17 protein-coding genes are annotated in these 17,216 nt (G+C 30.8%); 8 read left to right on the plus strand and 9 right to left on the minus strand.

The genetic code is table 11. The annotated features are described in order from the left end of the window. Positions 1–352 precede the first annotated feature (352 nt). The 5 genes from thrS to ITB9_RS14135 all read left to right on the plus strand — a co-directional run bounded on the left by thrS (position 353) and on the right by ITB9_RS14135 (position 4,546). Positions 353–2,287 (plus strand): threonine--tRNA ligase, encoded by a 1,935-nt coding sequence (thrS, locus tag ITB9_RS14115; RefSeq protein ID WP_054852741.1) that lies wholly within the window; start codon positions 353–355, stop codon positions 2,285–2,287. Between the two features lie 70 nt (positions 2,288–2,357). Continuing rightward, complete coding sequence (gene infC, locus ITB9_RS14120; protein WP_261975673.1) at positions 2,358–2,867, plus strand: translation initiation factor IF-3; 510 nt, start codon at positions 2,358–2,360, stop codon at positions 2,865–2,867. A gap of 62 nt (positions 2,868–2,929) precedes the next feature. Then, positions 2,930–3,127 (plus strand): 50S ribosomal protein L35, encoded by a 198-nt coding sequence (gene rpmI / locus ITB9_RS14125; RefSeq protein WP_028289873.1) that lies wholly within the window; start codon positions 2,930–2,932, stop codon positions 3,125–3,127. Between the two features lie 111 nt (positions 3,128–3,238). After that, positions 3,239–3,583, plus strand: coding sequence for a 50S ribosomal protein L20 (gene rplT / locus ITB9_RS14130; RefSeq protein ID WP_028289874.1), 345 nt, complete (start codon positions 3,239–3,241; stop codon positions 3,581–3,583). Between the two features lie 159 nt (positions 3,584–3,742). Next, the gene (locus tag ITB9_RS14135; RefSeq protein WP_054852742.1) at positions 3,743–4,546 is read left to right on the plus strand and encodes a Cof-type HAD-IIB family hydrolase; all 804 of its coding nucleotides are present in this window, start codon (positions 3,743–3,745) and stop codon (positions 4,544–4,546) included. Position 4,547: 1 nt separating this feature from the next. Here ITB9_RS14135 and ITB9_RS14140 read toward each other — a convergent pair whose 3' ends face one another. From ITB9_RS14140 to tgt, 9 genes are all read right to left on the minus strand, one after another. Next, positions 4,548–5,624 carry an adenylate/guanylate cyclase domain-containing protein gene (locus ITB9_RS14140; protein ID WP_054852743.1) on the minus strand — a complete coding sequence of 359 codons (1,077 nt, stop codon included), beginning with the start codon at positions 5,622–5,624 and terminating at the stop codon, positions 4,548–4,550. A 10-nt stretch (positions 5,625–5,634) separates the two neighbouring features. Then, a complete protein-coding gene (locus ITB9_RS14145; protein WP_054852744.1) occupies positions 5,635–5,904 on the minus strand; it encodes an EF-hand domain-containing protein in 270 nt (89 codons plus the stop codon). A gap of 140 nt (positions 5,905–6,044) precedes the next feature. Next, complete coding sequence (locus ITB9_RS14150; RefSeq protein ID WP_054852745.1) at positions 6,045–7,229, minus strand: hypothetical protein; 1,185 nt, start codon at positions 7,227–7,229, stop codon at positions 6,045–6,047. A 144-nt stretch (positions 7,230–7,373) separates the two neighbouring features. Further along, positions 7,374–8,408, minus strand: coding sequence for an AI-2E family transporter (locus tag ITB9_RS14155; RefSeq protein WP_054852746.1), 1,035 nt, complete (start codon positions 8,406–8,408; stop codon positions 7,374–7,376). Positions 8,409–8,429: 21 nt separating this feature from the next. After that, complete coding sequence (gene dnaB / locus ITB9_RS14160) at positions 8,430–9,965, minus strand: replicative DNA helicase (RefSeq protein ID WP_028289880.1); 1,536 nt, start codon at positions 9,963–9,965, stop codon at positions 8,430–8,432. Between the two features lie 254 nt (positions 9,966–10,219). Beyond that, positions 10,220–11,173: an acetyl-CoA carboxylase carboxyltransferase subunit alpha gene (locus ITB9_RS14165; RefSeq protein WP_028289881.1), complete on the minus strand. Its 954-nt coding sequence runs from the start codon at positions 11,171–11,173 to the stop codon at positions 10,220–10,222. A 118-nt stretch (positions 11,174–11,291) separates the two neighbouring features. After that, on the minus strand, positions 11,292–12,191 hold the full coding sequence (locus tag ITB9_RS14170) for a DMT family transporter (protein ID WP_054852747.1): 900 nt from the start codon (positions 12,189–12,191) through the stop codon (positions 11,292–11,294). Beyond that, positions 12,178–13,251: an LptF/LptG family permease gene (locus ITB9_RS14175; protein WP_082396259.1), complete on the minus strand. Its 1,074-nt coding sequence runs from the start codon at positions 13,249–13,251 to the stop codon at positions 12,178–12,180. The genes ITB9_RS14170 and ITB9_RS14175 overlap by 14 nt, the downstream gene beginning before the upstream one ends. Further along, positions 13,252–14,382: a tRNA guanosine(34) transglycosylase Tgt gene (tgt, locus tag ITB9_RS14180; protein WP_028289884.1), complete on the minus strand. Its 1,131-nt coding sequence runs from the start codon at positions 14,380–14,382 to the stop codon at positions 13,252–13,254. It abuts the gene before it with no gap. Positions 14,383–14,593: 211 nt separating this feature from the next. Between tgt and ITB9_RS14185 the strand changes: the two genes are divergently transcribed. The 3 genes from ITB9_RS14185 to ITB9_RS14195 all read left to right on the plus strand — a co-directional run bounded on the left by ITB9_RS14185 (position 14,594) and on the right by ITB9_RS14195 (position 17,204). Then, positions 14,594–15,439 (plus strand): transketolase, encoded by an 846-nt coding sequence (locus tag ITB9_RS14185; protein WP_028289885.1) that lies wholly within the window; start codon positions 14,594–14,596, stop codon positions 15,437–15,439. Between the two features lie 20 nt (positions 15,440–15,459). After that, entirely contained in the window at positions 15,460–16,413 is a 954-nt protein-coding gene (locus ITB9_RS14190; protein ID WP_054852749.1) for a transketolase family protein, read from the plus strand. Between the two features lie 146 nt (positions 16,414–16,559). Then, on the plus strand, positions 16,560–17,204 hold the full coding sequence (locus ITB9_RS14195; RefSeq protein ID WP_082396262.1) for an outer membrane beta-barrel protein: 645 nt from the start codon (positions 16,560–16,562) through the stop codon (positions 17,202–17,204). Positions 17,205–17,216: the final 12 nt, after the last annotated feature.

The following is a 17,216-nucleotide window of genomic DNA, read 5'->3' on the forward strand; positions in this document are numbered from 1 at the left end:
GGTTATATCCTTGAATTTTATTGTGTTTTTTTAATATTATCCTTGGATGATATGTCAGCGTTTGGCTACTTTAATATTATGTTTTCTGATTGTCAACGCGTTAGGGATAGAACGGTCTGTTTGAGCTCTTTTTTTGTATTCTGGTCTTTATTATATAGGATTATACTTTTAGTATGAAATATAAGACCTTTAATGTTGCCGTTTACTTTAATAAAAAAAGCGAGTAGTGATAGCCCGACCCTTGGGGAACGCAATTATTGGTTTAAATATTAAAATTTATTGTGTAATACTTATATGTAGTATTGCTAGTCTATTAATATCATATTATATTTGTGTCTTAATTTAGATATTGATGATAAAAATAACTTTACCCGATGGTAGTGTAAAATCCTTTGAACAAGGTAGCACTCCAATGGATGTCGCTAAGAGTATTAGTGAGGGATTGGCTAGAAATATTATTTCGGCAAGTTTTAATGGTTTAACGGTTGAAACCTCGACCAAATTAACCACTGATGGATCTCTTGTACTTTATTCTTGGAAAAACGACGAAGGGAAAAAAGCTTTTTGGCATAGTTCTGCTCACGTATTAGCTCAAGCTATTGAAGAGTTATACCCAAAAAGTAAATTAACTATTGGTCCTGCTATTGATAATGGTTTTTATTACGATGTTGATTTTGGTGATGAATCTATAAGTGATAAAGATTTTAAAACTATTGAAAATAAAATGTTAGAGATTGCTAGAGGTAAACATGAGTTTGCTATGCGATCTGTAACTAAAGCTGATGCTTTATCATTATATAAGGACAATGAGTATAAAACTGAATTAATTGAAAACCTTGAGGATGGTACTATAACGTTTTGTGACCACTCAACGTTTACAGATTTATGTCGTGGTGGACACATACCAAATACTGGAATTATTAAAGCTGTTAAGATTTTATCTGTTGCAGGAGCTTACTGGAGAGGTGATGAAAATAAGCCACAATTAACTAGGGTTTATGGTACATCGTTCCCTAAACAAAAAGAACTAACAGAATATCTTGCGTTATTAGAGGAAGCTAAAAAACGTGATCATAGAAAACTAGGAAAAGAACTTGAACTTTTTACTTTTTCTCAAAGAGTTGGTCAAGGTTTACCTTTATGGTTACCTAAAGGAGCTGCTTTAAGAGAGCGTCTAGAAAACTTTTTAAAAGAGGCGCAGAAAAAAGCAGGATATGAAATGGTTGTTACACCACATATTGGACAAAAGGAACTATACGAAACTTCTGGTCACTATGCAAAATATGGTGAAGATAGCTTCCAGCCTATTACAACACCTAAAGAAGGCGAAGAGTTTTTATTAAAACCAATGAATTGTCCGCATCACTGTGAAATTTATAATAGTGCACAATGGTCTTATAAAGATTTACCAAAACGTTTTGCAGAGTTTGGTACTGTATATAGATATGAACAAAGTGGAGAATTACATGGTTTAACAAGAGTTAGAGGTTTTACTCAGGATGATGCACACATATTTTGCACACCAGACCAACTAGATACTGAGTTTAAAAATGTTATTGATTTAGTATTATATGTGTTTGGATCTTTAGGTTTTGAAAACTTTACTGCTCAAGTCTCTTTACGCGATCCAGAAAAGCCAGAGAAATATATAGGAAGTGTAGAGAACTGGGAAAAAGCAGAACAAGCCATAATAAATGCTGCTAAAGACAAAAATTTAAATTATGTTATAGAAACTGGTGAAGCTGCTTTTTATGGTCCTAAGTTAGATTTTATGGTAAAAGATGCTTTGGGTAGACAATGGCAATTAGGAACTATTCAGGTGGATTATAACTTACCAGAACGTTTTGACCTTACTTATAAAGGAAGTGATAATGAATCACACAGACCAGTAATGATACATCGTGCTCCTTTTGGAAGTCTTGAACGTTTTATAGCCATTTTACTTGAACATACAGGTGGTAATTTTCCGCTTTGGTTAATGCCAAATCAAGTTTCTGTGTTAACTCTTAGCGAGAAATACGAGAAATACGGAGAAAAAGTTTTAACTTTGCTAGAAAATCACGAAATTCGCGCACTTGTAGACAACCGTAGTGAAACTATTGGTAAGAAGATAAGAGAAGCAGAAATGAGCAAAACACCCTATATGATTATTATAGGTGAGCAAGAAGAGGCAGAAAACAAAATATCTGTAAGACAACATGGTGGAGAAGATTTAGGCACGATTAGTGTAGATGAATTTGCAGAAATTGTCAAAACAGAAATAAATAAGACGAAAAAACAATTTTAAAATAAAGTTTAACTAAAATATAAAAGTCATAGCAATACGTAGAAAAAGATCAAGAGGTCCAGCAAGAATCATTAAGGAAGATCAACACAACATTAATGGGAAGATTAGAGCAGAAAAAGTGCGTCTAGTTGGAGATAATGTTGAAGTAGGAATTTATACCGCAAAACAAGCAAGAGAATTTGCCAGAGAGCAAGAACTTGATTTGGTAGAGATTTCGCCTAAAGCCGATCCTCCAGTATGTAAAATAATGGATTACAAGAAGTTTCTTTACGAACAAAAGAAGCGGGAAAAAGCATTAAAATCTAAGGCTACAAAAGTTGTTATCAAAGAAATTCGATTTGGTCCACAAACAGACGACCATGATTACGAGTTTAAAAAGAAACACGCCGAAAAATTCTTAAAAGAAGGTGCAAAGTTAAAAGCCTTTGTTTTCTTTAAGGGAAGATCAATAGTGTTTAAAGAGCAAGGACAAATATTATTATTACGTTTAGCTCAAGATTTGGAAGAATTTGGAAAAGTAGAACAAATGCCAAGACTTGAAGGAAAACGTATGACAATGTTTATTGCTCCTAAAAAGTAAATAGATACTGAAAAGATCAGTATTAAAATATTATAAGCGAAATAATAAAACTAGGAAACAAAATGCCTAAAATGAAAACTAAATCTAGTGCTAAGAAGCGTTTCAAGCTAACTGGTACTGGTAAGATTAAAAGAAAGCACGCGTTTAAGAGTCACATCTTAACAAAGAAGTCTAAAAAACGTAAGCTTGCTCTAACGCATAGTGCATTAGTACACAAAGCGGATGAGAACAATATTAAAGTAATGATGCGTTTAAAGTAACATTACCTTAATTGGTTACAAATTATTTATAAACCCTGGAGTTAGGCAAACTAAGATTTACAAAAAGTGTTAATTATTTTAACCGCCTACTACAAAAAAACAATTTAAATTATGCCTAGATCAGTAAATTCTGTTGCCAAAAGAGCCAGAAGAAAAAAGGTGCTTAAACAAGCAAAAGGTTACTTTGGACGTCGTAAAAACGTTTGGACAGTAGCAAAAAATGCGGTTGATAAAGCGATGCAATATTCGTATAGAGACCGTAGAAATAAAAAGAGAACTTTCCGTGCATTATGGATCACGCGTATTAACGCAGGAGCTAGATTACATGGAATGTCATACTCACAATTTATGGGAAAAGTAAAAGCTAATAATATCGAATTAAACCGTAAGGTTTTAGCTGATTTAGCAATGAACAACCCAGATGCTTTTGAAGCAATTGTGAATAAAGTAAAATAAAAGGCATTTTGCCATTTGTATAACAATACTTCGCTTATAACATAGAAAATCCGATTCTTAATTGAATCGGATTTTTTTATGCTTTTAAATATAACTTAACTATTAAAATTACTATAAATCAAACAATAAATTTAGTTTTACAGTATTATATAAAAATTTATGAAATTAAACCAAGTTAAATTAATTGTTTCAGACCTAGATGGTACTTTATTAAATTCTAATCACGAAGTTAGTAAAGAGTTTTTTGAACTATTTAAAATTTTGAAAGCAAACAATATATTATTTGTAGCTGCTAGTGGACGACCATATTATAGTATGGTTGAAAAACTTGGCGCCATAAAAGACGATATTATAATTGTTTCTGAAAATGGTGGTTTAGCTATAAAACAAGATGACTTATTTATATCTAATACACTAGAGTCAAAAAACTTAATAACTATTGCTAATATAGTTGAAAGTATTCCTGAAGCTCATCCTGTATTTTGTACACAAAACAAGGCATACGTTATAAGTAAATCTGATAAATTGATAGATTTATTAAGTGAATATTATACAAACTATCAGTTTATTGATGATGTTAGTCAAATTAAAGAAGATGTGTATAAGATTGCTTTATTTCACGAAAAAAGTAGTGAGAAATTTATTTATCCTAAAGTTAAGCATCTTGAAGCTGATTTTAAGGTAAAGGTTTCTGCTAACCATTGGGTAGACATTTCTGAAAATATAGCTAATAAGGGTTATGTTATTAACCATATTCAAAAACTATATAATATTACACCAGATCAAACGATGGTTTTTGGGGATTACAACAATGATTTAGAAATGTTAAAACTAGGACATTTTAGCTATGCTATGGAAAATGCTCATCCAAATGTAAAGGCGGTTGCTAACTATTTGACAAAAAGTAATAACGATAATGGTGTAGAAATTATAATTAAACAACTAATTGAAAGTTTAACATAACCTATGTATTAATTGAAAATAGGTTGAGCTCCTCCTCTTTTCCTCTTAATGCTATGTTTCCTATAGATTCGATCTTATAGTTTGTTAAATTTAATTGTCGTAATAAATACTCTGAAACTAAAAGGTTTTGATTGTATTTATTACATTCGCCTTGTATTCTTGCAGATGTATTAATGACGTCTCCATGATAAGCAATTTCTTTTTTAATAGTTCCAACTTCTGTTACTATTAGTGTTCCGCCATGTAATCCTGCTTTAAATTTGGGCAATAATCCAAACTTTTTTAAGTAGATCTTTTGATTTTTCACTAACTTATTCTGAAATTTATAAAACAATTCAACACAATTATTTTGTTTTATCCCTTTATCAAATGTCCAACTAAGAACAGCTTCATCACCAACATATTGATAAATATTAGCATCAAATTTGTTTATTACAGTGTTTAAATCGTAAAAACATTGTTGAATTAATTGACTGTATTTATAATGTCCTAATTGTTCGGCTATGGTTGTAGAAGCTTGCAAATCTAGAAACATGAAAATACGACGTTCTTCTCTTGGTTTTTTATATTTACCAATTAATTGATTAATTAAAACACCATGTCCAAAATTTTCTTTTGCAATTTTTAAAAATGAAAATATTAATGAACAAATATTAAAATACAAGACAACAAGCCAAAATACTTTATTTTGTATCCACCAACCTGGTTCACTTGGAAGGTTTCTGTCAATTTGAACTTCTATCAAGCCTACTATAAAACTTGTTGAAAGTAATAATAAAACTAAATATACTATTGATTTAATTAATATTAATAAGCCTGTTGAAAATTTATAAATCAATAACTTATCAGATATAAACTCAATTATTCCATAAAAAAAACCAACTAGTGCTCCGACTAAAACACTAAAATGCAACCATTCTGTTATTGGTATAACCTCGTCATAATTACTTACAAATGCCTTCCCTCCTTCTGTTCCTACTTCGAAATAACGAATGGTAATGAATAGACAGAATGATAATATCCAAAAGATTATAGTTACTATTTGTAATTTAAAGAATTCTATTATTGCTTGTTTCAAGGGATAATTTTTAAAGTGCTATTTCGTCAATTGCTGTTTTAAATTCTGACCAACTTATTAATTGATCACCATCTACATCATAACCTTCTATTAATTTTGAAGCGACTATACCTCTAATAAAGCCACTAATTTCTGCTTCTTGTAAAAGGTTTTTAATTTCTGATTTTGATAATTTTTTATCACCATTTTCATCAAAAAAATCGAATGCGTTTTTTGGTGACTCAAAGTGATTGGTTATTAGTATTTCTATTTTTTTAAGAATTTGGTCTTTTGTGGACATTAACTATAAGTTTAAGGTATTATTACTTTTTATTTAAAACTAAACGTTGGCGTATTTTGCGTTAAGGATGGAAAGGTTTGTTTGAGCTACTCGCAGAGAGCGAGCCTTGAGAGCCTGACCCTTGTGGTAACACCCAAAAATTAAGTTTTCTGCTTTTTCTTTTTAGCTGCTGGAAATAAAACATTGTTTAAGATTAACCTGTAACCTGGTGATGTTGGATGTAATTCAAGTTCGGTTTTTGGATCTCCGACTTGGTGCGTATAATCTTCTGGATCGTGTCCTCCGTAAAAAGTAAAGAAACCTTTTCCTTTAATTCCATGTATATATTTAGCTTCTCCATTGGTTTTATTTTCACCCATAACCAAAACATTTGATTTTATTTGTTCTCTTGTAAAAGAGGTCGTTTGTCCCATAAAACCTTTTACCAAAGCAGTATGGTTTTGACATAACATGGTTGGAATAGGATCCCATTTTGCAGAGAAATCCATAAGTGAAAAATAATCAGTTTCTTTTGGAATTTTGCGTTTCATGGTCATGTCTATACTAGAAAACTCATAAACTACTGGACTGCGCTCTAAAGTGTAATCTTTAAAAGCAAAGGTTTGAGAAAAATCTATTTTTGATTGGTAATTATTATCGCTTCCGTCACCATCAAACATGGGTTCGCAAATGTCTAATAATTGAGCTGAAAGTGCGATATCAAAACTCTCGGTCGCACTACACATGGCAAACATAAATCCGCCACCAACGACATAGTCTCTAATTTTTAATGATACGTCTCGTTTTTCTTCAGAAACTTTACTGTAACCTAATTTTGTTGCTAAAGCTTCAGCATCTTGTTTTTCTTGAATGTACCATGCTGCCTGTCGATAACGACCATAAAATTTACCGTATTGTCCTGTAAAATCTTCGTGATGTAAGTGTAACCAATCGTATAATAAAAGTTCATCTTTTAAAACTTCTTCATCATAGATTGTTTCGTAAGGGATTTCGGCATAGCTTAATACCATTGTTACTGCGTCATCCCAAGGTAATTTACCTTTTGGTGTATAGACAGCTATTTTAGGTGCTTTTTCTAAAACTACAGCTTCCATGTTTTTACTTGGGCTAGCAATTTCTTGAAGAATTTGTTGTGTTTTAGTGTCTGAAATAACTTCAAAGCTTACACCTCTAATTTGACATTCGCGTTGTATTTCTGGACTATCTGGAACTAAAAAAGAACCACCTCTATAATTGAGTAACCATTTAACTTTAACATTTTTATTTAACGTCCAATAGGTTATTCCGTAAGCTTTTAAATGATTTTTTTGCGTCTCTGCATCCATAGGAATTAGGATGTAAGATGCAAATAATTGATTTACAAATAGAAACAGGATTATAAATACTGCTAATTTTTTCATTTAAAAAGTGATTTAATAAGTATGAAAGATACTTAAAAATGTCACTTATTAAAAGGGATTAATATTAAATTAACTTGGTGAACCCGATAGTAAATCCGAAATAATTTTTGTTCTAGGAAATTGCTCTAAAATAATTTTTAAAAACACTGTAATAGGAATAGCCATAATTAAACCTGGAATACCCCAAATAAAACCCCAAAACATAAGCATTACCAAAACAGCAATTACATTAATTGAAAAGGATTTACCCATAAAAATCGGCTCTAAAATACTACCATACAATACTTGTGTAGCTGTAATAGATAGTACAAAAAACAATAATTTACTTGAAGTTTCAAGCTCAACAAATGCGAAAATTGAAAGCAATATAACCGTTATAAATGATCCTACCATTTGTACAAAATTGATTAAAAAAGCAAATAAACCCCAAAATATTGGGAAGCTTACATCAAAAAAGTAACAAGCAACACCTGTAAAGACTCCTGTTAAAAAACTAACTAAAAATTTAACTTTAATAAACTTAATCAAGTCTTTTTCAATTTTCATAAATGTTTTTATAGAAGTATGTTTTTTTCTTAATATTGTTCGGTTAATAAGTTGTTCCACATTTATGGACTCAGCTAACCAAAGGACAACAAAAAAGGTTGTCATTAATAAGGCTGTTAAAAATTTACTTACAAAACTTAATGTTGGTGACAAGTTGTCTAACAATGCGTCTTTATTAACTAACCTTGTTAAAGATTTACTACCTTCTACCTTTTGAACACCAAAAAAGCCTTCTATATTATCTACTAATGTGTTTATTTTGTCTTCTGCTTTTACAAAAAACTGAGAGTCTGAAGTTAAAATCTCTCTACTTGACAACTTAACAAGCTCAACACCTACTTTAACACCCAACGCTATTACCAATAAAACGATTACGACGCTTACAGATTTTGGTAATTTACGTTTACGTAAAAAACGCATAAAAGGTAAAAATAGCAATGCAATAAACATTGAGAATACTAATGGTACGAATATAAAAGATAATACTTTTAGTAAATAGAATATAATTGGTATTACAATTATTAAAAGTAAATAATTAGTTGTTTTGATTTTATCCATCAAAGTAGTAGTTAATTTGTATTAAAAGGGTACATCATTATCATCAGGCTCTGGTGCTCCGAAAGCATCACTTGCAGATGGGAAATTATCTGGTGCAAATGTATTATCATTTGCTGCTTCATTCATTTTACTATGAAACTCTTGACCAAAGGGTGTATCAAAATCATCCAGGTTATCAAACTTACCTAAATGCCCTATAAACTTAAGTCTAATGTTTTCTAAACCACCATTACGGTGTTTTGCTACAATAAATTCACCTTGGCCTTCGGTTGGAGAATGTTCATCATCATCCCATTCGTCAATTTTATAATATTCGGGTCTGTAAATGAAACTTACAATATCTGCATCCTGCTCAATCGCACCAGATTCACGTAAATCGGATAATAAAGGTCTTTTACTTCCACCACGTGTTTCTACAGCACGAGATAATTGCGATAATGCAATTACTGGAACACTTAATTCTTTTGCTAATGCTTTAAGGTTACGAGAAATTGTAGAAATTTCTTGCTCTCTGTTTCCACCATTACCAGCAGCTGTCATAAGTTGAAGGTAATCAATCATAATCATTCTAATACCATGTTGAGAAGCCAGACGTCTAGCTTTTGCACGTAAATCGAAAATAGATAAAGATGGTGTATCATCAATAAATAAAGGTGCTTTTTCTAGAGCTTTAACCTTAACGTTTAACTGTTCCCATTCGTGTTTTTCTAGTTTACCTGTCCTTAACTTTTCTGAAGACAAACCAGTTTCACTGGATATTAAACGTGTAATTAATTGTACAGATGCCATCTCTAATGAGAAAAAAGCAACTGGCATATTAGAATTTACAGCTACATTTCTAGCCATAGTTAAGGTAAAAGCTGTTTTACCCATACCTGGACGTGCTGCAATAATAATTAAATCACTGTCTTGCCATCCTGAAGTTAACTTATCTAATTTATTAAATCCAGAAGGTACACCACTCATACCCTCTTTTTTAGAAATCTCTTCAATCTTTTTCTTGGCCTGAATTACAAGATCCTGAGCAGTTTCACTAGATTTTTTAATGTTACCTTGTGTAACTTCATACAATCTAGATTCTGCTTTATCAAGTAAATCAAAAACATCTTGAGTTTCATCATAAGCTTCTTCAATAATTTCAGAAGAAATTTTAATTAAACTTCTTTGAATAAACTTTTGAAGAATAATACGAGCATGAAACTCGATGTGAGCAGAAGAGGATACTTTTTGGGTTAATGATATTAAGTAAAAATCTCCTCCAGCTTGATCTAATGTTGCGTTTGTCTTTAATTGGGTTGAAACTGTTAATAAGTCAATAGGTTGACTTTCTTGAAACAACATAAAAATGGCTTCAAAAATAAGTTTGTGTGCTTCTTTATAAAAAGCATCAGCACTTAAAATATCGATAACTTCATCTACCCCTTTTTTATCAATCATCATAGCACCAAGTACTACTTCTTCTAAATCTAAAGCTTGAGGCGGAATCTTACCTTTTTCAAGGTTTATAATGGTACTCCTGTCTACTTGGTAGCCTTTTATTTGATTAGGTTGCTTCATTTATTGATAAAAATTTTAAGAAAACACTTAATGGTTGTTTAATATTTTTTTAGATTAAAATAGCTTTAAATAAGTCTAATTTAGGAATTAGCGAAAGTAAAGAAATTGTAAAGAAATATTAGAATACAAAGTTACTCAATCTTAACAGGTCATCAACAATTATAATGTTAATAACTCATTTTTTTTGTTGATAAGCACAAAAAAAAACCTGAAGCCGAAACTTCAGATTTTGTTAGCAAATGGTTTTATAAGGCTTAGCCTTTAAAAACTCCCATTTCTGAATATTTTTCAATGCGATTATTAACTAACTCTTCTGGTGATAAGTTTTTAAACTCATCAAAAGCAGTCAATATTGCTTTAGATACAGTTTTGAAAGTTGTAGGTCTATCTTTATGTGCACCTCCTAATGGTTCTTTTATGATAGCGTCAACAATTTTCATTTTTTTCATATCGTTTGCTGTTAACTTTAAAGCTTCAGCAGCTTGCTCTTTATACTCCCAACTTCTCCATAAAATTGAAGAACATGATTCTGGTGATATAACAGAATACCAAGTATTTTCTAACATCATTATTTTATCACCAACTCCAATACCTAAAGCTCCACCAGAAGCACCTTCACCTATTACAATAGTAATAATTGGCACTTTTAAACGAGTCATTTCTAAAATATTTCTAGCAATTGCTTCACCTTGTCCACGCTCTTCAGCTTCTAAACCAGGATATGCTCCAGGAGTATCTAAAAGTGTAACTACAGGTATACCAAATTTTTCGGCAGACTTCATTAATCTTAAAGCCTTACGGTAACCTTCAGGATTAGCCATACCAAAATTACGATACTGTCTTGTTTTTGTATTATATCCTTTTTGTTGACCAATAAACATAAAGCTTTGGTCTCCAATTTTACCAAGACCACCAATCATAGCTTTGTCATCTTTAAAACTTCTGTCTCCATGAAGCTCTAAAAAAGAGTTACCACAAATAGCATTAATATAATCTAATGTATAAGGTCTATTTGGATGACGTGACATTTGTACACGTTGCCAAGGGGTAAGATTTTTATATATTTCTTTTTTAGTTGCTGTAAGCTTTTTTTCAATTTGCTTACAAGTCTGTGTCACATCTACATCACTCTCTTCTCCAATAATTTGACACTTTTCTAGTTGATCTTCTAGTTCTTTTATAGGTAATTCAAATTCTAAATATTCCATAGGGAATGATAGTTTTGTTTATTTGTTAGCTAGCAAAATTACATATTTTTTGCTTTAAATTTTAAGATTTTAATTAAAATGACTTCTTTTTAACGTTATAATTTGATAATCAACGGGTTTAATTGCTTTTTTTAGCCTTAATTTTTTTCCAATTTTTAAGTATTCCATTACTTAAAACAACTCCTAATATTATGAAAGCTCCAATATAAAACGATGACGACATGGTTTCGGATTCTGGAAATAAAATAAGAGCTAACACAATTCCGTAAATAGGTTCTAAATTATAAGTAAGAACAACCGTGTATGGACTTATGTACCTCATAACATAGACTGATGCAATAAAAGCATAGGCTGTACAAACTGATGCTAAAATAAATAACCAGGAGGCATCTGATACAGAAATATTAAAATGATTAGCATTAAAACCATCGCCAAAAACTAATATATAAATTGAAATAAAAAATACACCACTTATAAATTCATAGAATGAAATTTTAGTAGCTGAATGTTCTTCAAGAAATTTCCCGTTTAATACTGCAAATAAAGATGAAAGAAAAGCTGAAATAACCCCTAAAATCATTCCATCAATGTATTTAAATTCACTTCTGACTATCAAATAAATTCCTACAATAACAATTAGACCAAAAACAATTTCATATTTAATAATCTTTCTTTTATATATGATTGGCTCTATAAATGAAGCAAAAAAAGCACCTGTAGAAAACATGGCTAGTGCAATGGAAGCATTGGATACTTGAATAGAACCAAAAAAAGTAATCCAATGTAAAGCTATAATAATACCTGCAATGGATAGTTTGATTAAAGCTTTTTTAGTAATGTCTATATTTATTTTGGCTATTTTAATGTAGAGAAACATTAAAATAGTAGCCATAAGCATCCTGTACCAAACTAAACTAACTGCATTAATAGTAATTAATTTACCTATAATAGCTGTAAATCCAGCAATAAATACTAAAAGATGTAAGTGTAAATAATTTTTAAATTTATCGTTTTGCATTACGCAACAATATTAGAGCCAAAATTCCGAAAATTATATTTGGAAACCAAACCGCTAATAAAGGTGAAAAATTTGATTGCGAAGCAAGTGTACCGAAAATTTTATCGAAAAACACAAAAATCATTGCTATACAGATACCAAATGCTAAATTTACACCCATACCACCTCTACGTTTTATAGAAGACACTGAAACAGCAATTATAGTTAAAATAAATACAGAAACTGGCAAACTCCATTTTTGATACATTGCCAATTTATAACGTCCAATAAATTTAGAGCCTCTTTTTTCTTCACGCTCTATAAAATTCACTAATTCGTTATACTTGAGCGTTTCGGCTATATAATCTTCTGGAGTTAAATCTTCTAAATCAAAGGAGAATACAGTGTCCTTTTTTCTTTCAATTTCAAGAAGATCATTATTTTGACCAACTTTTCTTTTTAGATAGTTTCTTAATACAAAAGCTGAATCCTCTTGAATATATCTAATATTAGATGCACTGATTTTATAAGTCATTTTGTCGTTTTCAAAATGCTCTAAAGTAAAATTTATACCAGTTTTTGTTTTAGCATTAAAACTAGTCACATAAATGATATCATTATCATTAATCTGCTTTAATACATTTGTACTGTTTGATGCTTTACGACCAGATAAATATTTATATTTAAAATCATTAAAACCTTTACTTGCATTAGGTGCTAAATATAGACCCAATACAATGGAAAGAATAGCCACTATAGTTGCACCAATTAAATAAGGTCTTAAAAAACGTGTAAATGAAACTCCTGAACTTAAAAAAGCAACAATTTCTGTATTATTAGCCAATTTTGAAGTAAACCAAATTACTGATAAAAATAAAAACAATGGAAATAATAAATGGGCAAAATAAATTGTAAAATCTAGTAGATACTGCAAGACCTCTACTAAAGGCACATTATTCTCTAAAATTTTTCCAATCTTTTCAGCTAAATGCACAGTTATTCCAATTGGAATAAATAGCAATAACATGACCGCAAAAGTCATTAAATAGCGTTTTAATATATACCAGTCTAAAATTTTCACCTACAGACGATTATTCATTTGTTTAACCATTTTATCTTTCCATACCTTAAAATCTCCTGCAATAATATGTTTTCTTGCTTCTCTTGTTAGCCAAAGGTAAAAACCTAAATTGTGTATGGTAGCAATTTGTTTAGCCAATAATTCATTTACATTAAATAAATGTCTTAAATAAGCTTTACTATATTCTGTGTCAACAAACGTTATACCCATTTCATCAATTGGAGAAAAATCATCTCTCCATTTCAAGTTTTTAATATTTATAGAGCCATAAGCTGTAAAAAGCATACCATTTCTTGCATTTCGGGTTGGCATTACACAATCAAACATATCTACACCCAATGCAATATTTTCTAAAATATTTATTGGTGTACCTACTCCCATTAAATAACGAGGTTTATCCCAAGGTAGTATATCTGTTACGACTTCTGTCATAGCGTACATTTCTTCAGCAGGTTCTCCTACAGATAGACCTCCAATTGCATTACCTTCTGCTCCAACACCTGCTATATATTCAGCTGATTGTTTACGTAAATCTTTGTAAGTACTACCCTGTACTATTGGAAAAAATGACTGAGAATAATCATATTTCAAAGGTGTTTTATCTAGATGTGTTAAGCAACGCTCCAACCAACGATGTGTCATATGCATTGATCGTCTTGCATAATTATAGTCGCATGGGTAAGGTGTACACTCATCAAAAGCCATAATGATATCCGCTCCAATACTACGTTGGATTTCCATAACATTTTCTGGCGTAAAAGTGTGATAACTTCCGTCAATATGAGATTTAAACTTAACACCTTCTTCTTTAATTTTATTATTACCTGATAAAGAGTATACTTGATAACCACCAGAATCAGTAAGTATATTACGATCCCAGTTCATAAATTTATGCAACCCACCAGCTTTTTCTAAAATATCAATCTGAGGTTTTAAATATAAATGATAAGTATTACCTAATATAATATCAGGATTAATATCATTTTTAAGTTCTCTTTGGTGCACACCCTTTACAGATCCAACAGTTCCAACAGGCATAAAAATAGGCGTTTCTATCTCGCCATGATCTGTTGTCATTACTCCTGCTCTTGCATTACTTTGTGTGTCTTTTGCTTTTAAATCGAAAGTCATTGTATCTGTTAAATCTTCAGCTAGCAAATATAAATAAGAAAAACTCAAAGGATATTAAATAGTTGCTAAATTTAAAAATATTGTTAATAGTTAACTTAAATAGATTCAATTGTTAAGAAATCAGTACATTTCGTTAATAACTGTAATACCTCTACTTTTGTAAGGGAATATTAAAAAACTAATTTTGACAAAAATAATTAACCCATAAGTCATGGCAAGCATACAACAATTAGAAGATTTAACAACACAAGTACGTAGAGACATTATACGTATGGTGCACAAAGTAAATTCTGGTCATCCAGGAGGCTCATTAGGTTGTGCCGAATTTTTTGTAGCATTATACAAAGATATAATGGACAGAAAAGAAGGATTTGAAATGGATGGTATTAATGAAGACCTTTTTTTCCTATCCAATGGTCACATCTCTCCTGTCTATTATAGTGTATTAGCAAGATCTGGATATTTTCCAGTGGAAGAGTTAAATACTTTTAGACTAATTAACAGTAGACTACAAGGTCATCCAACAACCCATGAAGATTTACCTGGTGTAAGAATTGCTTCCGGATCTTTAGGTCAAGGACTAAGTGTTGCTTTAGGTGCTGCACAAGCAAAAAAATTAAATGGTGATAATCATTTAGTGTATAGCTTACATGGTGATGGTGAAATGCAAGAAGGTCAAAACTGGGAAGCTATAATGTATGCTTCTGGTAAAAAAGTAGATAATATTATTGCTACTATAGATCTTAATGGTCAACAAATTGATGGATCTACAGATACTGTTTTACCAATGGGAAGCTTTAAAGCTAAATTTGAAGCATTTGGTTGGACTGTTGTAGAAATTGAAGACGGAAACAATATTGAGGCTATATTAAAAGGTATGGCTGAAGCTAAAAGCTTAACAGGAAAAGGTAAACCAGTTTGTGTATTACTAAAAACAATAATGGGTAATGGTATTGACTTTATGATGCATACTCACGCTTGGCATGGTAAAGCTCCAAATGACGAGCAGCTTGCTATTGGATTAGAACAAAACCCTGAAACTTTAGGAGACTATTAATACACTAGAATTTAGAGAAAATGAAAACATATACAAACACAGGAAGTAAAGATACAAGATCAGGTTTTGGTGATGGCTTAACAGAATTAGGTAGAACAAATCCTAATGTTGTTGCACTTTGCGCAGATTTAATTGGATCATTAAAAATGAACCAATTCATAGAAGAAAATCCAGAACGCTTTTTTCAAATAGGAATTGCTGAAGCTAACATGATGGGTATTGCTGCAGGATTAACAATTGGAGGTAAAATACCCTTTACTGGTACTTTTGCTAACTTCTCAACAGGTCGTGTTTATGACCAAATAAGACAAAGTATTGCTTATTCTGATAAAAACGTAAAAATCTGTGCTTCTCACGCAGGTTTAACTTTAGGTGAAGATGGTGCTACACACCAAATACTAGAAGACATTGGCTTAATGAAAATGTTACCAGGTATGACAGTAATTAACCCATGTGATTACAATCAAACTAAAGCTGCTACAATTGCTATTGCTAAACATGAAGGTCCTGTATACTTACGTTTTGGACGTCCAAAAGTTGCTAATTTCACACCAGACAATCAAACTTTTGAAATTGGTAAAGCTTTACATTTACAAGATGGTAGCGATGTTACTATTGTAGCAACTGGTCATTTAGTATGGGAAGCTTTAGAAGCTGTTAAGGTTTTAAATGAAAAAGGCATATCTGCCGAAGTAATCAACATACATACTATTAAACCTTTAGATGCTAATGCTATCATTGAATCTGTTAAAAAGACTAAATGTATTGTTACTGCTGAAGAACATAATAAATTAGGTGGTTTAGGAGAAAGTATTGCTAGAGTCTTATCTCAGCACCAACCAACACCTCAAGAGTTTATTGCTACAAATGATACTTTTGGAGAATCAGGTACACCAGCACAATTGATGGAAAAATATGGTTTAAATGCAGATGCAATTGTTACTGCTTGTGAAAAAGTTATAAAACGAAAGTAACAAAACTATAATCAACAGATTTAAAGCGTTTAAACATTTTTGTTTTAAACGCTTTTTTTATTTACATAATACACTGTTAAACAAAAAAATTAAAACAATTTGGCATAATTTTCGTTATAGTATGTGTTCATCAAAAAACAACAATTATGAAAATTTTAAAAGAATTTCACGAATACTTTACTCTAAACAGAATAATTGTGAGTAAAAAATTGATTTTAACATCAATTGCAACGCTATTATTTTCAACATTTATTTTAGCTCAAACAGAAAGTGGTTTTGGTATAAAAGGAGGCTTAAACTACAATGGAAATGGCGATTACTTCGAGTCAATAAATAATAATTATCAGACTCCAGATAGAAACATAGGCTATCATATAGGTGTATTTGGTAAAATAGGTGCAAAACTATATTTTAGACCAGAATTAATTTACACTGCAACAAAAAGTGACTATGATGCTGGAGCATTTGAATTAAAAAAACTAGATGCACCTTTATTAGTTGGTTTTAAAGTATTAGGGCCAATTAATGTTTTTGCTGGTCCTTCTTTACAATATATAATAGATAGTGACTTTGAAAATGCCACTATAAATACTATTGAAAATGATTTTTCTGTAGGATTAAATTTTGGTATTGGTTTTAGCTTAGATAAAATTGGAATAGATTTAAGATATGAAAGAGGTTTTAATGATAATGAAGCGGTTTTAATTAACAATAACATATCAACAGTAAACCCTAACAGATTAGATACAAGACCAGAGCAATTAATATTAAGCTTATCTATAATGTTATAATAGAATAAAAAA

The organism is Olleya sp. ITB9 (genome assembly GCF_001315805.1).
In the GTDB taxonomy this organism is placed as follows: domain Bacteria; phylum Bacteroidota; class Bacteroidia; order Flavobacteriales; family Flavobacteriaceae; genus Olleya; species Olleya sediminilitoris.